The sequence below is a fragment of the Caballeronia sp. SL2Y3 genome, assembly GCF_022879575.1.
In the GTDB taxonomy this organism is placed as follows: Bacteria; Pseudomonadota; Gammaproteobacteria; order Burkholderiales; family Burkholderiaceae; genus Caballeronia.
The window spans coordinates 432,585-450,676 of record NZ_CP084262.1; the positions used below are offsets into that span (position 1 = coordinate 432,585).

Below are 18,092 nucleotides of genomic sequence, written 5' to 3' on the forward strand. Positions count from 1 at the left end.
TCTCCCGTCATGTATCGTTAGCGCTTCGTCATTCCATCACGATCTGCACTTTCACATCCGTCGGCACGCCGCTCGCCGCTTCTTCGAAAGCCTTGATGCCTTCCGCGAACGGGAACGTGCGCGAAATGAACGGCTTGACGTCGAGCTTGCCCGATGCAATCAACTGAATGGCGCGCGGGAAGATATTGGCGTAACGGAATACGGACTCGATACGCGCTTCCTTGATCTGCACCGCGACAACATCTAAAGGAATGGCGCGCTGCGGCATGCCGACGAGCACGAGACAGCCACCCGGGCAGAGCAGATCGACAATGCCTTCGAACGCTTTCTCGTTGCCGCTTGCCTCGAACACGATATCCGCGCCCCAGCCGTCGGTCAGCCGCGCCACGACGTCCTGCACGCGCTCGTCGCGAATGTTCACCGCCGTCACGCCCTGCACGCCGCCGATCAGGTCGAGCTTCTCCTGCACGAGATCGCACACGATCGCGCGGCTGCAGCCACCGGCAAGCGCGGCCAGCGCGCACATCATGCCGATGGTGCCCGCGCCGAGCACCACGGCCACATCGCCGGGCTTGATCGCGGCCTTCTTCGCGGCCTGCAAGCCGATGGAAAGCGGCTCGACGATCGCGCCCTCGGCGAAGCTCACGTTGTCCGGCAGCTTGTAGGTGAACGCGGCGGGATGCACCACGTAAGGGGCGAGACAACCGTGCACCGGCGGCGTGGCCCAGAAGCGCACCTTCGGATCGAGGTTGTACATGCCTTCGCGCGATGCACGCGATTCCGTGTCGGGCACGCCCGGCTCCATGCATACGCGGTCGCCCGCCTTCAGATTCGTCACTTCCTCGCCGACTTCGACGACCGTGCCGGATGCCTCGTGCCCGAGAACCATCGGCTCATTGACGACGAACGGACCGATGCGGCCGTGCTGATAGTAATGAACATCGCTGCCGCAAATGCCGACCGTGTGAATGCGTATGCGCACATCGCGCGGCCCCACGACCTGCGGCAAGCTGAACGGGCGCAAGCTGATGCGGCGTGCTTCTTCTAGAACCAGTGCTTCCATTGTCGTTCCTTCGTGCTGTTCGTTTGAGTCGATTGAGTCGATTAAATCGATTGAATCTGTTCGATGCGTCGTGAACTATCCCGCCTGAAAGCCGCCGTCGATCGCGAGGCTCACGCCGCTCACCATGCTGGAATCGTCGCCGAGCAGATACGCGATGGTGCGCGCCACTTCCACCGGCTGCACGAAGCGATTGAGCGGAATGCGCGCGAGCATGGGGCCGGATTTCGCGGGATCGCTCCAGGCTTTCTCGGCCATCGGCGTCATGGTCACGACCGGGTTGACCGCATTCACGCGGATGCCGTGTGGTCCCAATTCGACAGCCATCACGCGCGTCATGGCATCGAGCGCGCCCTTCGATGCGCAATACGATGCGTGCAGCGGCAAGCCCACATTCGCCGAGAGACTCGACACGTTCACTATCGCGCCGCCCGCCTTGCGCGCGATCATGCTCCTTGCGCACTCCTGCGCCACGATCATCGCAGCGCGTACGTTGACGTGCATCGTGAGATCGAAGGCATCGACGGTGGTATCGAGAAAAGGCTGCAATTCGACGAGGCCCGCGCAGTTCACGAGCAGGTCCACCGGCTGCGCCGCGCGCGCCGCCTCGCGGGCTGCCTCGGCATTGGCCAGATCGACGGCGATGGTCTCGCAACCGGTCTCGCTTGCAAGGGCGGCGAGATCCGTCGCGCTGCGACTCAGCGCAATCACGCGCGCGCCGCGCTCGGTCAGCAGATGCACCGTCGCATGGCCGATGCCCTTTCCCGCGCCGGTCACGAGCACGGTCTTGCCGGCGAATTCGCGGTTTCTGTCGATCGGTGTCATGGACTCTTCAGGGTTCATCGCACAGACGTCGCGCGGTGTCTTCATCGGTGACGAGCACCGACGGATAGCGCCCGCGCAATGCCGCACGCGTGACGTGAAACTTCTTTGCGCCGCCGCTCACGAGAACCACGCGGCGAATCTTGCGCAAGTCGTCGAGCGTGATCGCCACGGTGCGGCGATTCAGCGGATGGTCGATCAACTCGCCGTCTTCATCCATGAAATGACCGAGCATGTCCCCCACCGCGCCCGCCTTTTCGAGCGTGCGCAACTGGTCGGGATTGTCGATGCCATACGTCACGACGAGCGATTCAGTGAGGTCCCCGCACGTCAGCAGCGCAAGGTCCGCCGAGCGCGCGAGTTCATACGTTTCGCGCACCGTGCCTTCCTGCAAGATCACGTCGCGCGCCTTCTGGCTGCTCACATAGATGGGCGCAGCAAAGAGATATCCGTCCGCGCGGCAGATGTTCGCGAAGTCCGAGACGATGTCGAACGTATTGATGCTCGGGCAATGCGACAAGCCCCCTTGCAGCGACACGGCCGACACGGCGCCATAACTGCGTTGCGGCATGGCGCGCAGCACCGCGCGGATGGTGCGGCCCCAGCCGAGTCCGATGGTCTGCCCCGCGACGATCTGCTTGGCGAAGTACGACGCCGCGCCGATGCCTAAAGCCGTGTTATTCGCCTCGGTATTCGCGCCTGTCGGCACGACGACCGCGCAATCCAGTCCGAACCGCCGTTCGAGCGCACTTTCCAGCGCCACGCACGGCGCGATCTTGCTGTTGATAGTGATCTGCACCAGTCCCGATTCGCGGCTCGCCGCGAGCAGCCGGTTCACGCGCACGCGATTACTGCCGATACGCTGCGCGATTTCCTGCTGCGTCAGATTGCCGACGTAGTAATGCCAGGCGACGCGCGCCTGCAGCTCTTCCTCGGAGTCGATGGACTCGTCTGTCTCTGCAATGGCGATGGACGGCGCTGTCTTGCTCATGTTCTCACTGTGGTCATGCTGTAAAAGGCGCGAGTCTACTTCACCGCGCCCATCGTGAGCCCTTGTACGAGCCGGCCCGACACGAGCAACGCGAACACCACCATCGGCAGCACGATCAGCGTGCCGGTCGCCATGATTTCGCCCCACGGCAATTCATAGCCGCTCATATAACTCGTCGCCGCGACCGGCGACGTGATCGCCTCGGTACGCGTGAGCACCAGCGCATAGAGCAGATCGTTCCACGAGAAGATGAACGCGAAGATCGCGGAGACCACGATGCCGGGCATCGCGAGCGGAAGATTGATGCGCCAGAACACGCGCCACGGCGACGCGCCGTCGAGCCGCGCGGCTTCGTCCAGTTCGACAGGAATGTTGCGGAACTGGTCGGTGCAGATCCACACGACGATCGGCAACGAGAACGTCAGATAGAGCAAGATGAGCACGACATGCGTATCGACGAGATCGAGCTTCGTCGCGATGAGAAAGAACGGCACGGCGAGCACAACGGGACTCACCATCCGGTTCGAGATGAACCAGAACCACAGGTCTTCCTTGCCGCGAAATTCATAGCGTGCGAGCGCATACGCGGCAGGCGTTCCCAGCAGAATGGCGAGCACCGTCGTGCAACTCGCGATGATGAATGAGTTCAGCAAGCTGCCCGCTACGTCGTGCTCGAAGAGCGCGGCGGAATAGTGATGCAAGGTCGGGCTGAACAGCCACTTCGGCGGATACGCGAGCGCGTCGGCCTGACTCTTCAGGCTCGTCGTCACCATCCAGTAGAACGGAAACACGGACGACAGAAACACGACCACGAGGCCGAGAAAGTGCCATACCGTCGCGCGCTTTCGTGCGGCGCGCGCGCGCCTCGCGCGCTGACTCGTGCCGTTGTTCGACGTTTGCAGAGCCGATGTACTCACGCGGCCTCCCGATAAACAAAGCGAATGTAGAGACGCGAAAGCACGATGGTCAGAATCAGCAGAATGATGGCCTGCGCCGACGCCATGCCCTGATCGAAGAGCCGAAAGCCCACGCGCTGGATATAGACGCTGATGAATTCAGTGGCCGTGCCGGGCCCGCCGCGCGTCATCGTGAAGACGGCGTCGAACATCTTGAGCATGTCGGCCGAGCGAAGAATGAGAATCGCGGTCAAGCCCGGCAGCAGATACGGCCGCTGCAAGTGCCACAGAATCATGGTCCATTTCGGCGTTTCCAGACGGGCGGCTTCTTCGGCTTCCTTCGGCACCATCGAAAGCCCTGCCAGCATGATGAGCGCGCAAAACGGCGTCCATTGCCACACATCCATGATCATCACGGATACGAAGGCGAGCGTCGGATCGGCCAGCCAGTCCTGCGGCGGTATGCCGAACAGGCTCGTCAGATAGTTCGCCACGCCGAACTGGCGATTGAAGATGAGGCGCCCGATCAGACCGACGACCGCATACGTGGTCGCCATCGGAATGACGAGACTCACACGCGCCGCCGCGCGCATGAAGCGCAGGTCCGTGCGATGCAGCATCAGCGCCGCGAAAAGACCGAGCGCCACTTCGATCGGCAACGTCAGGCAAAGGAATAACGCGGTGCGTCCGAGCGCGCCCCAGAACGAAGGGTCCGAGAGCGTCGCGATGTAATTGTCGAAGCCGACGAACGGCGTGCCCGATGCGAGATCCGCGAGCTTGTACTGGTGAAACGAGTTGTAGAGCGCAAGCAATAGCGGATAGATGCCGATGACCGCCAGCGCGAAAATAGCAGGAATCAGGAACCAGAATGCAGGCGAGCGCGGCAGTAGCGCGAAGCGCCGCGCGCCGTTGCGCGGACCTCGTGCGTGCGTCGCGGGAGTTGCAGTGCTGTTCGCCATCCGTCGTCTCCGGTTCCTGATCGTCGTGCTTACTTCAAGAGCGGCTTCTTGCCGTCGTAATAGCCCGCTTTCTTCAGGATGTCCTCGGTCTTCTGGCCGATGGTCTGCGCGCCCTCCTTGACCGTCACCTGTCCGAGCATGATCTTGCTGCCCCATTCGCCGATCACTTCCGACACTGCGGGCCATTCCGGGAAGCGCGGACGGTAATCAGGCACGCCGCCTTGCCACGACTCCACCATCGGCTTCACGAACGGATACTTGTCCTGCACGGCCTTGTCCTGATAGACCGCCATGCGCGCCGGCACGCCGCCCGCGTCGAGATAGGGCTTCGCCATTGCCTCGGACGTGATCCATTGGATGAAGAGCCACGAAGCCGCCTGCTTCTTCGCGTTCGACTTGGCGTTGACCGCAAGCGAGAAGCCGCCGAGCGCCGGCTTGAGACCCGCCGGACCTTTAGGCTCCGTCGTGATGGCGAGGCAGTTGCCGAGCTTCGACTTGCTCGGATCGGTCAGCGTCGGATAGAACGCGGACCATTCGGTGATCATCGCCACCTGCCCTTGCGCGAGCGCGTTCACCGCTTCGGCGTGGTCGAAGTCCACGATCCCCGGCGGCATGTACTTCATCAGCTTCTGCCGATATTCCAGGCCCGCCTGCGATTGCGGCGACATCAGATTCGACTTGAACTTCGCATCGAGCAGCGAGCCGCCGTTGGGCCACAGCACGCGCATGAAGCTATCCGCTGATTGCGTTTCGCCACGGCGCGACTGCAATGCAAAGGCGAACTTGTCGCCCTTCGTGAGCTTAGGCGCATACGTGTTCAGCAACTCGTCCCACGTCTTCGGCGGCTCGTCGAAGCCTGCGTCCTTCAACATGCACTTGTTGTAGAACATGAGACCCGAATAGTTATCGAACGGCAGGCCGTAGGTCACCTTGTCCCATGTGCCGAACGAATCGAGCAGGATCGGGAAGAAGCCCTTCAGATTCAGGCTCGGGTCGGCGAGCTTCGCATCGTCCGTGAACTTCTTGATCGGCACGAGCCACTTGTTGCTCGCGAATTCGCCGATCCACACGACGTCCACCAGCACCACGTCCTGATCTCCGCCGCCGACGAAGTTCAGCACTTCCTTCTCGCGCGTGTTCTCGTAGGGAATGACTTCCCAGCGGACCTTGATGCCGGTTTCCTTTTCGAACTGCGGTATCAGGGTTTGTGCGGCCTTGTATCCCGGACGATCGAGGAATATGGCTTTGATCGTGGTGCCCGAGTACGGCTGCGCCGCTTCTTTCAGTGTCCAGGCATGAGCGTTCGATGCGGCGAACGCGGCGCTTGCGGCAAGCAGCGCAATAGCCGCGACGTGTTTGAGCGGGCCAACGTGCTTGGCCGGGATGAAGCGATTGTTCATGCCTGTCTCCTGTTTTTCTTGAGCGGATGGCTTGCGGATTCTTCGTCTCTTTTCTTGCGTCCCACCGTGACGAGTGAAGTCGAAAGCGCGGTGCGCGGCGCCGTTTCACTTGTAATTTGCGTTTTACAATTGTATATTTGGGCCCGAACAGCTTGTCAAGAACTAAATCGACGGAAGCAATCCGATGCTGGCTGCGCGCGATCGAGCAGTTCAGCCTTGCACTCGTTCCGGTAGGAGACACGCATGAGCGCAGTCCATTTGCAGCTGATTCGCAAGTCCTTTGCGGGCGCCGATGTGCTCAAGGGCATCGACATCGAAGTAGCCGACCGTGAGTTCATGGTCTTCGTGGGTCCGTCGGGCTGCGGCAAGTCCACGTTGCTGCGCACCATCGCGGGACTTGAGCGAAGCGACTCGGGACAGGTCATGATCGGTGGCGAAGACGTGACCGACCTCGAACCTTCGCAACGAGGCGTGGCGATGGTGTTTCAGTCGTATGCGCTCTATCCGCACATGACGGTCTACGAGAACATCGCGTTCGGGCTGCGCATGCTGAAGCTCCCCGAAGCGCAAATCAAGGAGCGCGTGCAGCGCGCAGCGCAGATCCTGCAAATCGGGCAATTGCTGGAGCGTCGTCCGCGGGCGCTGTCGGGCGGTCAGCGTCAGCGTGTCGCCATTGGGCGCTCCATCGTTCGCGAGCCTAAAGTCTTTCTCTTCGACGAACCCCTTTCGAATCTCGACGCCGCGCTGCGCGTTCAGATGCGGCTCGAACTCATCAAGCTCCACAAGCAGTTGAACGCAACGATGATCTACGTCACGCACGATCAGACCGAAGCCATGACCATGGCCGATCGTATCGTCGTGCTCAATCATGGCCGCGTGGAGCAGATCGGTTCGCCGCTGGAGTTGTATCGCACCCCGCACAATCGCTTCGTCGCGGGATTCATCGGTTCGCCTAAGATGAACTTCATCGACGTGCGCGTGCTGCGCGTGGATCAGGCTGGCGTGACCATCGAGCTGCCGGGTGGCGATCCGTTGACGCTGCCTTTCGATGCGTCGTCGGTCAAGGTGGGGGAAACACTCACGCTCGGCATACGGCCCGAGCATTTCATCGAGGAGCGCGGCGGCGATATCGACAGCGGTCTCGTCGGCGATGTGATGGTGATCGAGCACCTTGGCGGCGAGACGCTGCTTCACGTTAGATTACCGAACGATCTCGTGATCCAGGTCAAAGGTTCGGGCGAATCCACGGCGGTCGACGGCCAGCGGCTGAACGTCGGCTTCAGCATTCGGCACGTGCATCTCTTCGGCGAAGACGGCCAGGCGCTCGCGCGGGTCCGATCCGTCGCGCAAGCCGCGACCATCTGATTGCGCGAGCCGTTGTGTGAATCATTGCGCTAGTGCGGATTACAAACGATTGTTGAAACGTCAGTAGAAACTGCAAACCGCGCGCGGTCGACGGCGCGGCGCAAGGATAGTTATTACCATCGCGTCTCACAGTGTCTCAGTTTTTTATACTGAGACATGCGATCTGTATCGCTCTTGAAACGTTATCGTGTCCCGATCATGCACTGTCTTGAGGCATGCCTCGGGGTTTCCCCTCGCTGATGCCTAATCGCCCGACAAATGGCGCATTCGGGCATGACTCGTGCATTTAAGCGCCTGGTCCACTGGCAAGGCGGTATAGCATGAAGACAACTCCACTCCGCTCGCACGCATCGAATGTCGCGCTGAAGTCCGGTCACGCGTTGAAGGCGCGGGTGTTGCAAGGGCTGGAAGCCGGCGAATTCTGCATGGCTTATCAGGGAATCTACCGCGTCGACAGCGGCGAACTCGCGCAGATGGAAGCCCTGATCCGCTGGCGTCATCCGGAGTTCGGCTTGCTGCTGCCCGGCGCTTTTCACGAAGCGCTCGATGACGAAGAAGTCATGATCGAGCTCACCGACTTCGTGATGAACGCCGTCTCCCTCGACATCTCGATGTGGCAGGCCAACGGCGGCGCGACCTATCCCGTTGCGATCAATGTCCCGCCTTCGGTTGCCGCGCGGATAGGCTTCGCCGATCGGCTCGAAGCCGTATGCCGCGATCACGGCATCGCGCCTTCGTCGATCGAAGTGGAGCTGTCCGAGAGCCAGGACCTCGCCCGCTTTCCGTCGATCGCGAAGGTCGTGCAACGTTTGCGCGCGCGCGGCATCAACGTCGCAATGGACGACTTCGGCACCGGCTTCGCCTGCCTTGCCGCGCTCGGCCCGATCAGCTTCGGGACGGTGAAGATTGCAAAGGAACTGCTGGCCGAAGCGCCGCATAGTGCCGATGCGCGCACTGTTTTTTCGTCGGTGCTCTCGCTCATGACGCGGCTCAAGCTGTCGGTGGTCATCGAAGGGGTGGAAACGGCCGCGCAGGCGCAATGGCTCGCGCAGTGGCCGCATGTTCTTGCGCAGGGCTTTTATCTCGCCCGGCCGGTGTTCGGCATCGGCAGCGTGCCCGGCGCTCGTGTGACACGGCCAGTCGAGGCGGCGCAGCATCGCGCGATGCCGTTTGCGGACGCTGCCTGAGTCCTCAGGGCGCCGATGCAGGCGCCGGCTGCCCGGCCTTCTCGGCATTCACGCGCCGCTGCGCATTCTGCAAATTCTGCGGATAGTCGGTCTGCTCGCCAGCCGGGTTGTAGCCGTTCTTCTCGAGGTCTTTCAGTTCGGCATTCTTCTTGGCGCGCGCCGCCTTTCGCTCCGCCTTCTTGATCTGCTTCGGCGTGGAAGCGCCCGCATCCTGCGCGTGCGCGGGCGTGCAAGGCATGGTGACGAGCGCGGCGGCGGCCAGCGCGATAACGGCGAGCGGTGCGGTGCGAACGTTCAGCATGAGATTCTCCGGTGTGGATGACCGTCGCGTTGGACGGTCCGTTTCTTTGCATGGCGCGTCACGGCCCTGCAAGAAGCGCTCCCAAGTCACCGGTCGACGATCCGGCTCAGGTTGCTCCGCACACGTTGTAACAGCGCGATCAGTTGATCCTTCTCCTGGCGGCCCAGACCAGCAAGCGCTTCCGCAGCGATCTCGTCGCCGACGCGCCGCGCCTTGTCGAGCGCCTTCTGCGCCTTCGGCGTCATGCGCACCTGACGCTCGCGGCGGTCGTCGGGGTTGAGCCGCCGCACGATCCAGCCGCCCTCCTCCATGCGGTCGAGCAGGCGGCCCGCGGAGATCGGCGCGACTTCCAGAAGCGACGCGAGCCGCGCCTGATTCACTTCCCCGTAATGCGACAGGTAGGCGAGCACGCGGCATTGCGCGCGCGTGAGATTAAGCGACGACTTCGCGAGTTCGTCGAAGCGGTTTCCGCACAGACGGTCTACGTCCGCAATCAGAAAGCCGAAGCGTTTGTTGAGTTGAGGTTCCATCGCGCGATTATAGGGACGAGCGCGGCGGCTGTGCGCGCACTGGCGCACATTGAATTGATACGATATCCTAACGATCTTCAAACGGTGACCCGTCTCACACATTCACTCGCCCGCTTTCGAGCAGCGCGGCGAATGCGTCGGATGAAAGCGGCCGCGCCAGCAGAAAGCCCTGCATTTCGTCGCACCGCATGTCTTGCAGGCGGCCGAGCTGCGTGCCGGTCTCCACGCCTTCCGCGACGACATCCATATCGAGCGAATGTGCGAGCGCAATGATCGCCGACACGATAGCGCGCCCTTCCTGCCCGTTCTCGTCCAGTCCGTTGGTGAAGAAGCGGTCGATCTTCAGCTGCTTGGCGCGGAACCGCTGCAAATAGGCGAGGCTCGAATAGCCGGTGCCAAAGTCGTCGATGGCGATCTCGCAGCCGTTGTCCTGGAACGCGCGAATCATTTCGGTCGTGCGCGGCGCGTCCTGCATCGCGACGGACTCGGTGATCTCGAACATCAGTTGATCGCTTCGCACGCCCTCTTCGCGCACGATCTGCAAGACGCGCGTGACGAGGTCCGCTTCGTTCAGCTGCCGCGGCGAAAGGTTGATGGCGACCTTCACCGCCGCGCGCCCCGACTCGCGCCACCGCACGATATGCCGGCAGGTCTCGCGCACGACCCAGTAGCCGATATCGACTATCTGCCCGGAACGCTCGGCAATCGGAATGAATTCCATCGGCGTCAAAAGACCGATCTCCGGATGATTCAGCCGAATGAGCGCCTCCGCGCCTGCAAGCTCGCCGTCGCCGCGAAACTTCGGCTGGAACAGCAGGTAGAAGTAGCCTTCGGTCAACGCCTCATGCAACGCCTGCTGAATCTGCAGCGTGCGCACCGCCGCCTCGTTCATGCTCGCCTCGAAGAAGCGATATGTGCTGCGTCCGCCGCGCTTGGCCTCATACATTGCGACATCCGCATGCTTGAGCAGCGTTTCGACGCTGTCGCCGTCTTCAGGGAAAAGCGCAATGCCGATGCTCGGCATCACCTGCAGCGAATGATCCGCGACGACGAGACCCTTTCTCATGGCATCGAGAATGCGTTCCGCGAGCTTCTCGGCATCCGTGGGCGGGCCGATCCCTTCGAGCAGGACGACGAACTCGTCGCCGCCGAGCCGCCCGACCGCATCGCCGCCACGCACGCATTGCAGGAGGCGCTTGGCGAAGGCTTGCAGCACTTCATCGCCGATCGAATGGCCGAGTGAATCGTTGATGGTCTTGAAGCCGTCGAGATCCATGAAGAGGATCGCAAAGCGGCTGCCGTTGTTCGTCGCGTTTCTGACCGCGCGGCCGATGCGCTCGGTCACCGTGCGGCGATTCGGCAGCTCCGTGAGCGTGTCGAACGTCGCCATGTGGACGATCTGCCCGTGCAGGCGCGAAACCGAACCCGCGAGCAGTTCATTCTGTGCATCGAAACGCGACAGCACGAGCGTGATGATCAGGATGGCGAACGTGAACAGCATGACCGTCGTGGCGAGCCAGTGCACATCGACGTCGTTGGCCGCGCCGCAGATCGCGCCCGGCAAGAAATTCGCGGCGGCGTTGCCCGTATAGTGCATGCCGGTGATCGCGACGCCCATGACGAGCGCAGCCACAACGCGCTTTTGCGTGATGTTCGACTGATTCGCGTTCGACAGCACGCGTGCGATCCATAACGCCGCGCCCGACGCGACCACGGCGATCACGATGGACGCCGCGAAAAGCAGCGGGTCGTACTGTATCGCCGGATGCATGCGCATCGCGGCATCGCCCGTGTAGTGCATCGCGGCAATGCCCGCTCCCATGAGCATGCTGCTCGCACCGAGGCGCTGAAACGTCAGCCGCACGCGGTTGATGACCGAGAGCGCGAAGAACGAGACCAGCATCGCGATCACGAGCGACGCCGCCGTGATGCGAAAGTCGTAGCCGAGCTTGATGGGCAGCGAAAAGGCCAGCACGCCGACGAAGTGCATCGACCAGATGCCGATGCCCATCGAGGCCGCGCCGCCCGCGAGCCAGACATGGCGCATGCGCGAATGCGACAGCATCGCGATGCGGCCGGAGATGTCGAGGGCCGTGTACGAGGCGAGCGTGGCGACGACGAGCGATGCCGCGACGAGCCAGAAGTTATAGGTGCCGTGCATGAAGTGCCGGGATGGAAGGGGCGGGTTTGCGTAAGCGACTTATCGGCGCACAGGGGACATTCTTTAGGCCGCTCGAAAGCTCGGCGCAAGCACTGAATCTGTCCATGAGCCGGCGCATTACAGTTCCGGATCCAACAATGCCACGACGCGTTCCAGCATCCGTTCCGCGAGCCCGCGCCGCTGCCAGTCTTCGAGCGTGATGCGTTTGGAACGCTCGATATCGGCATCGAAAATCGCGGTTTGCTGGCGCGCGAAATCGCGGTCGTAGATGTTAAGGTTCGCTTCGTCGTTGAGCTTGAACGACCGGCTGTCGAAATTGGTCGAGCCGACCGAGACCAGGAATTCGTCGACCACGATCAGCTTGCAATGAAACATCGTCGGTTGGTATTCGTACATTTCGACGCCCGCCGCGAGCAGATCGCCCCAGCAGGCGCGCGACGCCTCGCGCACCGTATGCGTGTCGATGCGCTTGCCCGGCGTGATGATGCGCACGCGCACCCCGCGCCGCGCCGCCTCGACGATCGCGTTGATGGTCAGCTTGTCCGGCACGAAGTACGCGCTCGACAGGTGAATGGAATGCGTCGCGGCGGTGATCGCCATCAGATACATGAGCTGCATGTCGTCGCTGCCGCCCGAAGGCGAACTGCTGAACATGTGCGCGAGACCATCGCCCGCGCGCGCTATCTCGGGAAAATAGTCCGCGCCGTGCAGCACGTTGCCGGTGGCCTTGACCCAGTTGTCCATGAAGACCGCCTGCATCTGGCCCACCGCCGGACCTTGCAGGCGGAAGTGCGTATCGCGCCAGTGTTTTTCGTCCTGCGCGTGACCGGTCCATTCGTCCGCGATGCCGACGCCGCCCGTGAACCCCACGCGGCCGTCGATCACGAGGAGCTTGCGGTGCGTGCGGTCGTTCATGCGGCCGAGTCCCGTCCAGTGCGGCTTGTGATACTGAATGACTTCGGCGCCCGCATCGCGCAGCGTCTGCATGTAGCGCTTGTCCATCTTGGACGAACCGACCCAGTCGAGCAGCACATGCACCGAGACGCCTGCGCGCGCCTTTTCGGCCAGCGCGTTGGCGAACTGCTCGCCTATCGCGCCCGACCAGTAGATGAAGGTCTCGAAGGTGATCGTCTTCTTCGCCGAGCGGATGCCTTCGAGCATCGAGGGAAAGATTTCGTCGCCGTTCACGAGCACCTCGAAGCGGTTGCCGTCTACCACGGGCGGTCCGAGCAGCAGGCCCATCGAGCGGAGGAACTGCGGATCGTCGCTCGCGTAAAGACGCTCGATCTTGTGCTCGATCTTCTTTTCACCGCTCGTCAGGTTGGCGATTACCAATACCACGAACACAGTCGCGACGACGGTCAACGCAATCAGGGCAATCGTCGGCATGCAGGGCCTCGCGAAGCGAACATCCGTCCGGAACCGGTAGTGTATGTGGTTCCGGAACGCGCGGGCCATCAGGTTTGCGAGGATTGCCCAATCTGCTTGGCAATGGCGTCGGAGAGGCGCTGTTCGTCCGATGAAACGCCGGCGCGCTTCGTTTCGGAAACCGCATGCAGTCCGCCGGATACGGCGAGCGAACTCACCGCATGACCCGCCACCGCGCCGACGCCCGCCGTTTCCGCGACGCCCGGCGCGTGGCCGCTGTCGGCGCTGGCATCGAACTGTTCGATCAATTGCGGCGCGCCGTGCGCCGGCTTGAACACGAGCTGCACGGTCGCCGTGACCTTGCTTTGTCCCGCGCCGAGCCCGATCAACATGCGGCGGCGGCGATTGCCCGCGTCGATCTTGTCGATGCTGCCGACGACTTCGAGCGCGTTCTGGTCATCGGGCGGCGCGACATCGGCGCGGACCGCGCGCAGACCCATCGACTGGAGTTTGGCGACGATTTCGTCGGCCACTTCTTCGCGCGCCGCGATGGCGTCCTGCGCCTGCTGCTGGGCTTGCGTGTCGCCGGACATGGCCGTCTTCAGCTTCGACGCGAGACCGTGATTGTCGAGCTTGACGTCGCCCGCGTCGCTTTGGAAGGGATACACGTAGATCGTGGTGCCTGCGGGCACCGCGGCGACGCGCGCCGTCTGACCGCTGGCGCCGGCCGCGTTCGCCGCGCCCGCAAACAGCGCGACGCCGGTCACGAGCCCCGCGACGAGCGCGCGGCGGGCGTGGCGGACGAGGGAATCGAGCGAGGAGAAGTTCGTTGCGTCGGACATGTCGGCACCTGGGTTCGTTGGTTGCGTGGCGGTCTGCGGCGTGGCTGTCGATCACCGTGGCGCAACTATGGACGATGCCCGCCGCCCACGCCATCCAACATTTATGTCGCCGGGTGTCAGGCGTGCCGAGCCGCTTTCGAGCATGAAGACGCGAGTCTCGCTACCATGCGTCGAACGCGCGCTCGAGCGCCGCCATTCAACCCACGCTTCGGAGGAGCAACCATGGACCTGCAAATCGCCAACAAGCTCGCACTCGTGTCCGGGTCGACGAAGGGAATCGGCCATGCCATTGCCGTGGCGCTCGCGCGTGAAGGCGCGCGCGTGATCGTGAACGGACGCTCGCAATCGTCCGTCGATGCCGCGCTCGACAAGCTCCGCCAGCTCGTTCCCGGCGCGCAGGCCGAAGGCTTCGCAGGCGATGTCTCCGACGCCGCGCAGGTCGACGCGCTCGTGCAGCGCTTCCCCGAGGTCGACATCCTCGTGAACAATATGGGCATCTTCGAGCCGAAGCCGTTCGAAGACATCTCTGACGACGACTGGCAGCGCTTTTTCAACGCGAACGTGATGTCGGGCGTGCGGCTGTCGCGCGCTTATCTGCCGAAGATGAAGCAGAAGAACTGGGGCCGCGTGGTGTTCATCAGCAGCGAGAGCGGCATCCAGATTCCCGTGGAGATGATCCACTACGGTCTGACCAAAACCGCGCAACTGGCGCTGTCGCGCGGGCTCGCCGAGACGTGCGCGGGCACCGGCGTCACCGTCAACTCCGTCTTGCCCGGACCGACGAGTTCCGAAGGCGTGACCGAGTTCGTCGAGAAGCTCTCCGGCGGCAAGAGCATGGAGGATGTGCAGAAGTCGTTCTTCGAAGAAGCGCGTCCGAGTTCGCTGCTCAAGCGCTTCATCGCGCCGGAGGAAATCGCGAACATGGTCGTGTACGTGTGCTCGGCGTTGTCTTCGGCGACGAACGGCGCGGCGTTGCGCGCGGACGGCGGCGTGGTGCGCGCCGCGTTCTAGCCCGGCTGCGTCTGCGCGGCGAGCGACCGCGCCTTGGCGAGCGCATCGACGATATCGGCGATGGTCTTGTCGCGCGCGGTATCGTCGAGCTGCCTGAGCGCATACGACGGGTGATAGGTGGCGACGATCAGCTTGTCGCCATACGGCGTGACGCGGCCGACATGCGCCCGCAACGTCGCGCGCTTGCCGAGCAGCGCGGTCAACGCCGTCGCGCCCAGCGTGACGATGACGCGCGCGCCGGTTTGCTCCAGCTCGCGTTCGAGCCAGTACGAGCACGCTTCGACTTCCTGCTGCGCGGGCGTCTTGTGCAGCCGCCGCTTGCCGCGCGGCTCCCATTTGAAATGCTTCACGGCGTTGGTCAGATAAACCTGCTCGCGCGGCACCTGCGCCTGGCGCATGGCGTCGTCGAGCAATTGGCCAGCGGGGCCGACGAAGGGCTCGCCTTTCAGGTCTTCCTGATCGCCCGGCTGCTCGCCGAGCAGCATGATGCGCGCATCGGCCGGGCCCGCGCCGTGAACGGCTTGCGTCGCGTGACGCCAGAGATCGCAGCGGCGGCAGGCGTCGAGCGACGTGGGCGCGTCGCGTTCCGGCTGCGCGTCTTCTGCCTCCACCTGCACGATCTTGCCGCCGAGCGCGCCGACCGCCCGCGCCTGCGCGACGCGACGCGCGCCGCCGCGCGCATCGCTGACGAGCTGCGGAATGAGCGCGCCTTCCGGCAATCCCTTCCAGAAGCGCACCGGCATTTGCTGTTCGAGCACGGATTCGTTCAGGCGCGCAGGGTTGAAGATGCTGCGGTAGTAGGTCATCCACAGGTCTTCGGCGGCGTCGGGCGTGTCGGATGCATGGTCGGAGGCGAGCGCACGGCGTCGCTCGATTTGCAGACGCTCGCCGTTCCACATGGCCGCGCCGTCCGGCGTCGTGATGAGCCACGTCGACTTGCCCATGCGCGCCGCGAAATGCTCCGCGCCCCAGGCGAGCACGTCATGATCCGGCTCGTACCACGCGACGAATTCCGGCGGTCCGAGCGACGCCTCGCGCTGCCGGAACCGCACGTACGCGATCATGTCGTGCTGCGCGCGGCGCACCGCCTTCGCCATCTTGTAGAGCCGCGCGCCGTCTTCATCGGCCGCGGACGCCACCGAGCGGTCACCATGCGTCCAGCGCCACAGCACGCGATACAGGAAGCCAAAGCGCCGCTCGTCGCGGAAATGCGCGGCGTCCTTGAGCAACGCGGCGAGTTCGCGTGACACGCGCACTTGCGCTGCTTCATTCGGCGACGTGGCCGGCGCGGCCGTTTCGGTGGATGCCGCGAACAACGCGGGAGTGTCGCTTTGCTGCGTGCGCCATTCGATCGACTCGGGCTTCAGGTCTTGCGCGAGCGCGTCGAGCGCCGCGCTGCGCCACGCGTCGAAGTCGTCGTCGATGGTGATGACGTGCATCGCTAGATAAGCGAAAGCTGCACCGGCTGCGTGGAAAGCGCCTTTCGCAAATGCTCCGACGATGCTTCGGCGAGCGGCGGCCGATAGTCCTCGGTCACGACGAAGGGCTTCACCTTGTCCATCGCGCAGCGCAGCCGCGCGAGATCCGCGTAACGCACGCGCCGCGCGCGGCGCAGTTCCGCGATGCGCTTCGCGTTGCGCATGCCGATGCCCGGCACCCGCGCGATCATGCGCACCGGCGCGGTGTTCAGATCGACCGGGAACCGTTCGCGATGCGCGAGAGCCCATGCGAGCTTCGGATCGACATCGAGCGGCAGATTCCCTGCATCGCCGAGCAATTCGGCGGCATGAAAGCCGTAGCCGCGCATCAAAAAATCGGCCTGATACAGCCGATGCTCGCGCAAAAGCGGCGGCGCCTTGGACGGCACGCCGGACGGACTGTCCGGAATCGGGCTGAACGCCGAATAGTAGACGCGCTTCAACTGATACGAGCCGTACAGCGTTTCGGCGGTGCCGAGAATGGTGCGGTCGTCGGTCTCGTCCGCGCCGACGATCATCTGCGTGCTTTGCCCCGCCGGCGCGAAGCGCGGCGCGCGCGGCTCGGCTTCCGACTCCTCGCGCGCGACCCGAATGTTGCCCATCGCCAGCTTGATGGTGCGGCCGCTCTTTTCCGGCGCTAGACGCTCGAGGCTGATCTCCGTCGGAAGCTCGATGTTCACGCTCAGGCGGTCCGCATAGCGCCCCGCTTGTGCGATCAGGCCGGGGTCGGCATCGGGGATCGTCTTCAAATGGATGTAGCCGCGGAACTGATGCTTCTCGCGCAGCGTCTTCGCCACGAGCACCAGTTGCTCCATGGTGTAGCTCGAAGAACGAATGACGCCGGAACTCAGGAACAACCCGTCGATGTAGTTGCGGCGATAGAAGTCCAGCGTCAGCGTGACGACTTCTTCCGGCGTGAACCGCGCGCGCGGCACGTTGCTGGAGCGCCGGTTGATGCAGTACTGGCAGTCGTACAGGCAGAAGTTCGTGAGCAGAATCTTCAGCAGCGACACGCAGCGGCCGTCCGGCGTGAAGCTGTGGCAAATGCCCGAGCCCGTGCTCGCGCCCAAACCTTCGACGCCGCGCGACTCGCGCTTGGGCGCGCCGCCGCTCGCGCACGATGCGTCGTACTTCGCGGCATCCGCAAGTATTTCAAGCTTTTCGGACAGTTCCATCTTGGCTATGATACTGTATATTTATACAGTATGCTAATCGTGTCGCGGGAAGTTTTCAAACCGCGCGGTAGCGCAGACATGGCGCCGCCGCGCTGCTATTTCAATGGATCATGGCCCCAGTTCATCAGCGAGTAGCGCCACTTCGTATGTTCGACATCGCCTTGCGGGCGCTGCGCAAGGTGGCGTTTCACATAGCCAATGACCTTGCGCATATGGCCGTAGTCGTCGGCATGCAATTCGCTCTTCTTCGCGCCGAGCAATTCGATAATGCGCCGCCCGGACTGATGCCCGACCGATTCCGCGTTTCCGTCTTTCTGGCCCACGGCCTGAGATTCATCCGTCGCCAGCCACTTTTCCAGCTGGTGCGCCGTCATGTTCACGAGCGTTTTGAACTCGTCGAACGTCGCCTTGTCTTCGCCGTCCGCGGATTCTCCATGCTGCTCTTGCGTCTTGTCGTGCGTCTTTTCGTGCGTGGTCATGAGCGCGCTCGGTTGGTTGAATCACTCGCAACGCTGGCACTGAGCAACCAACGCTCCAGCGGCGTTT

General features: G+C 63.2%; 17 protein-coding genes. 3 read left to right on the plus strand and 14 right to left on the minus strand.

The window, feature by feature from the left end:
- Nucleotides 1-28: 28 nt before the first annotated feature.
- The 6 genes from LDZ26_RS20885 to LDZ26_RS20910 all read right to left on the minus strand — a co-directional run bounded on the left by LDZ26_RS20885 (nt 29) and on the right by LDZ26_RS20910 (nt 6,128).
- Nucleotides 29-1,063, minus strand: coding sequence for an NAD(P)-dependent alcohol dehydrogenase (locus tag LDZ26_RS20885; protein ID WP_244850427.1), 1,035 nt, complete (start codon nt 1,061-1,063; stop codon nt 29-31).
- Between the two features lie 75 nt (nt 1,064-1,138).
- Nucleotides 1,139-1,885 (minus strand): SDR family oxidoreductase, encoded by a 747-nt coding sequence (locus LDZ26_RS20890; RefSeq protein WP_244850435.1) that lies wholly within the window; start codon nt 1,883-1,885, stop codon nt 1,139-1,141.
- Between the two features lie 7 nt (nt 1,886-1,892).
- Nucleotides 1,893-2,873 (minus strand): sugar-binding transcriptional regulator, encoded by a 981-nt coding sequence (locus LDZ26_RS20895; protein ID WP_244850437.1) that lies wholly within the window; start codon nt 2,871-2,873, stop codon nt 1,893-1,895.
- A gap of 35 nt (nt 2,874-2,908) precedes the next feature.
- The gene (locus tag LDZ26_RS20900) at nt 2,909-3,790 is read right to left on the minus strand and encodes a carbohydrate ABC transporter permease (RefSeq protein ID WP_244850439.1); all 882 of its coding nucleotides are present in this window, start codon (nt 3,788-3,790) and stop codon (nt 2,909-2,911) included.
- Nucleotides 3,787-4,728, minus strand: a complete 942-nt coding sequence (locus LDZ26_RS20905) for a carbohydrate ABC transporter permease (RefSeq protein WP_244850445.1) — start codon at nt 4,726-4,728, stop codon at nt 3,787-3,789. The genes LDZ26_RS20900 and LDZ26_RS20905 overlap by 4 nt, the downstream gene beginning before the upstream one ends.
- A gap of 29 nt (nt 4,729-4,757) precedes the next feature.
- Entirely contained in the window at nt 4,758-6,128 is a 1,371-nt protein-coding gene (locus tag LDZ26_RS20910; protein WP_244850452.1) for a sugar ABC transporter substrate-binding protein, read from the minus strand.
- A 243-nt stretch (nt 6,129-6,371) separates the two neighbouring features.
- On the opposite strand from LDZ26_RS20910, the gene LDZ26_RS20915 reads away from it, so the two are divergent.
- Both LDZ26_RS20915 and LDZ26_RS20920 read left to right on the plus strand, forming a co-directional pair.
- On the plus strand, nt 6,372-7,493 hold the full coding sequence (locus LDZ26_RS20915; protein WP_244850454.1) for an ABC transporter ATP-binding protein: 1,122 nt from the start codon (nt 6,372-6,374) through the stop codon (nt 7,491-7,493).
- Between the two features lie 320 nt (nt 7,494-7,813).
- Complete coding sequence (locus tag LDZ26_RS20920) at nt 7,814-8,680, plus strand: EAL domain-containing protein (RefSeq protein WP_244850456.1); 867 nt, start codon at nt 7,814-7,816, stop codon at nt 8,678-8,680.
- A 4-nt stretch (nt 8,681-8,684) separates the two neighbouring features.
- Here the strand turns inward: LDZ26_RS20920 and LDZ26_RS20925 are convergent, their stop codons facing one another.
- The 5 genes from LDZ26_RS20925 to LDZ26_RS20945 all read right to left on the minus strand — a co-directional run bounded on the left by LDZ26_RS20925 (nt 8,685) and on the right by LDZ26_RS20945 (nt 13,882).
- Nucleotides 8,685-8,978, minus strand: a complete 294-nt coding sequence (locus tag LDZ26_RS20925) for a DUF4148 domain-containing protein (RefSeq protein WP_244851117.1) — start codon at nt 8,976-8,978, stop codon at nt 8,685-8,687.
- 89 nt (nt 8,979-9,067) lie between these two features.
- Entirely contained in the window at nt 9,068-9,511 is a 444-nt protein-coding gene (locus LDZ26_RS20930) for a MarR family winged helix-turn-helix transcriptional regulator (protein WP_244850458.1), read from the minus strand.
- A gap of 94 nt (nt 9,512-9,605) precedes the next feature.
- The gene (locus tag LDZ26_RS20935; RefSeq protein ID WP_244850459.1) at nt 9,606-11,672 is read right to left on the minus strand and encodes a bifunctional diguanylate cyclase/phosphodiesterase; all 2,067 of its coding nucleotides are present in this window, start codon (nt 11,670-11,672) and stop codon (nt 9,606-9,608) included.
- Between the two features lie 117 nt (nt 11,673-11,789).
- Complete coding sequence (gene cls / locus LDZ26_RS20940; protein ID WP_244850461.1) at nt 11,790-13,061, minus strand: cardiolipin synthase; 1,272 nt, start codon at nt 13,059-13,061, stop codon at nt 11,790-11,792.
- A 68-nt stretch (nt 13,062-13,129) separates the two neighbouring features.
- Nucleotides 13,130-13,882, minus strand: a complete 753-nt coding sequence (locus tag LDZ26_RS20945; RefSeq protein WP_244850463.1) for a DUF4410 domain-containing protein — start codon at nt 13,880-13,882, stop codon at nt 13,130-13,132.
- A 222-nt stretch (nt 13,883-14,104) separates the two neighbouring features.
- Here LDZ26_RS20945 and LDZ26_RS20950 point away from each other — a divergent pair, with 222 nt between their 5' ends.
- The gene (locus LDZ26_RS20950) at nt 14,105-14,893 is read left to right on the plus strand and encodes an SDR family NAD(P)-dependent oxidoreductase (protein ID WP_244850465.1); all 789 of its coding nucleotides are present in this window, start codon (nt 14,105-14,107) and stop codon (nt 14,891-14,893) included.
- Here the strand turns inward: LDZ26_RS20950 and LDZ26_RS20955 are convergent.
- The 3 genes from LDZ26_RS20955 to LDZ26_RS20965 form a co-directional block, all read right to left on the minus strand.
- On the minus strand, nt 14,890-16,332 hold the full coding sequence (locus LDZ26_RS20955) for a UdgX family uracil-DNA binding protein (RefSeq protein ID WP_244850467.1): 1,443 nt from the start codon (nt 16,330-16,332) through the stop codon (nt 14,890-14,892). The genes LDZ26_RS20950 and LDZ26_RS20955 overlap by 4 nt on opposite strands.
- A gap of 2 nt (nt 16,333-16,334) precedes the next feature.
- Nucleotides 16,335-17,546: a putative DNA modification/repair radical SAM protein gene (locus LDZ26_RS20960; protein ID WP_244850469.1), complete on the minus strand. Its 1,212-nt coding sequence runs from the start codon at nt 17,544-17,546 to the stop codon at nt 16,335-16,337.
- 95 nt (nt 17,547-17,641) lie between these two features.
- The gene (locus LDZ26_RS20965; RefSeq protein ID WP_244851118.1) at nt 17,642-17,920 is read right to left on the minus strand and encodes a DUF3140 domain-containing protein; all 279 of its coding nucleotides are present in this window, start codon (nt 17,918-17,920) and stop codon (nt 17,642-17,644) included.
- Nucleotides 17,921-18,092 lie beyond the last annotated feature (172 nt).

Coding starts and splice junctions, on each gene's coding strand:
- LDZ26_RS20885 (WP_244850427.1), bottom strand. CDS start 1,063: ATGGAAGCACTGGTTCTAGAAGAAGCACGCCGCATCAGCTTGCGCCCG.
- LDZ26_RS20890 (WP_244850435.1), bottom strand. CDS start 1,885: ATGACACCGATCGACAGAAACCGCGAATTCGCCGGCAAGACCGTGCTC.
- LDZ26_RS20895 (WP_244850437.1), bottom strand. CDS start 2,873: ATGAGCAAGACAGCGCCGTCCATCGCCATTGCAGAGACAGACGAGTCC.
- LDZ26_RS20905 (WP_244850445.1), bottom strand. CDS start 4,728: ATGGCGAACAGCACTGCAACTCCCGCGACGCACGCACGAGGTCCGCGC.
- LDZ26_RS20910 (WP_244850452.1), bottom strand. CDS start 6,128: ATGAACAATCGCTTCATCCCGGCCAAGCACGTTGGCCCGCTCAAACAC.
- LDZ26_RS20915 (WP_244850454.1), top strand. CDS start 6,372: ATGAGCGCAGTCCATTTGCAGCTGATTCGCAAGTCCTTTGCGGGCGCC.
- LDZ26_RS20920 (WP_244850456.1), top strand. CDS start 7,814: ATGAAGACAACTCCACTCCGCTCGCACGCATCGAATGTCGCGCTGAAG.
- LDZ26_RS20930 (WP_244850458.1), bottom strand. CDS start 9,511: ATGGAACCTCAACTCAACAAACGCTTCGGCTTTCTGATTGCGGACGTA.
- LDZ26_RS20935 (WP_244850459.1), bottom strand. CDS start 11,672: ATGCACGGCACCTATAACTTCTGGCTCGTCGCGGCATCGCTCGTCGTC.
- cls (WP_244850461.1), bottom strand. CDS start 13,061: ATGCCGACGATTGCCCTGATTGCGTTGACCGTCGTCGCGACTGTGTTC.
- LDZ26_RS20945 (WP_244850463.1), bottom strand. CDS start 13,882: ATGTCCGACGCAACGAACTTCTCCTCGCTCGATTCCCTCGTCCGCCAC.
- LDZ26_RS20950 (WP_244850465.1), top strand. CDS start 14,105: ATGGACCTGCAAATCGCCAACAAGCTCGCACTCGTGTCCGGGTCGACG.
- LDZ26_RS20955 (WP_244850467.1), bottom strand. CDS start 16,332: ATGCACGTCATCACCATCGACGACGACTTCGACGCGTGGCGCAGCGCG.
- LDZ26_RS20960 (WP_244850469.1), bottom strand. CDS start 17,546: ATGGAACTGTCCGAAAAGCTTGAAATACTTGCGGATGCCGCGAAGTAC.
- LDZ26_RS20965 (WP_244851118.1), bottom strand. CDS start 17,920: ATGACGGCGCACCAGCTGGAAAAGTGGCTGGCGACGGATGAATCTCAG.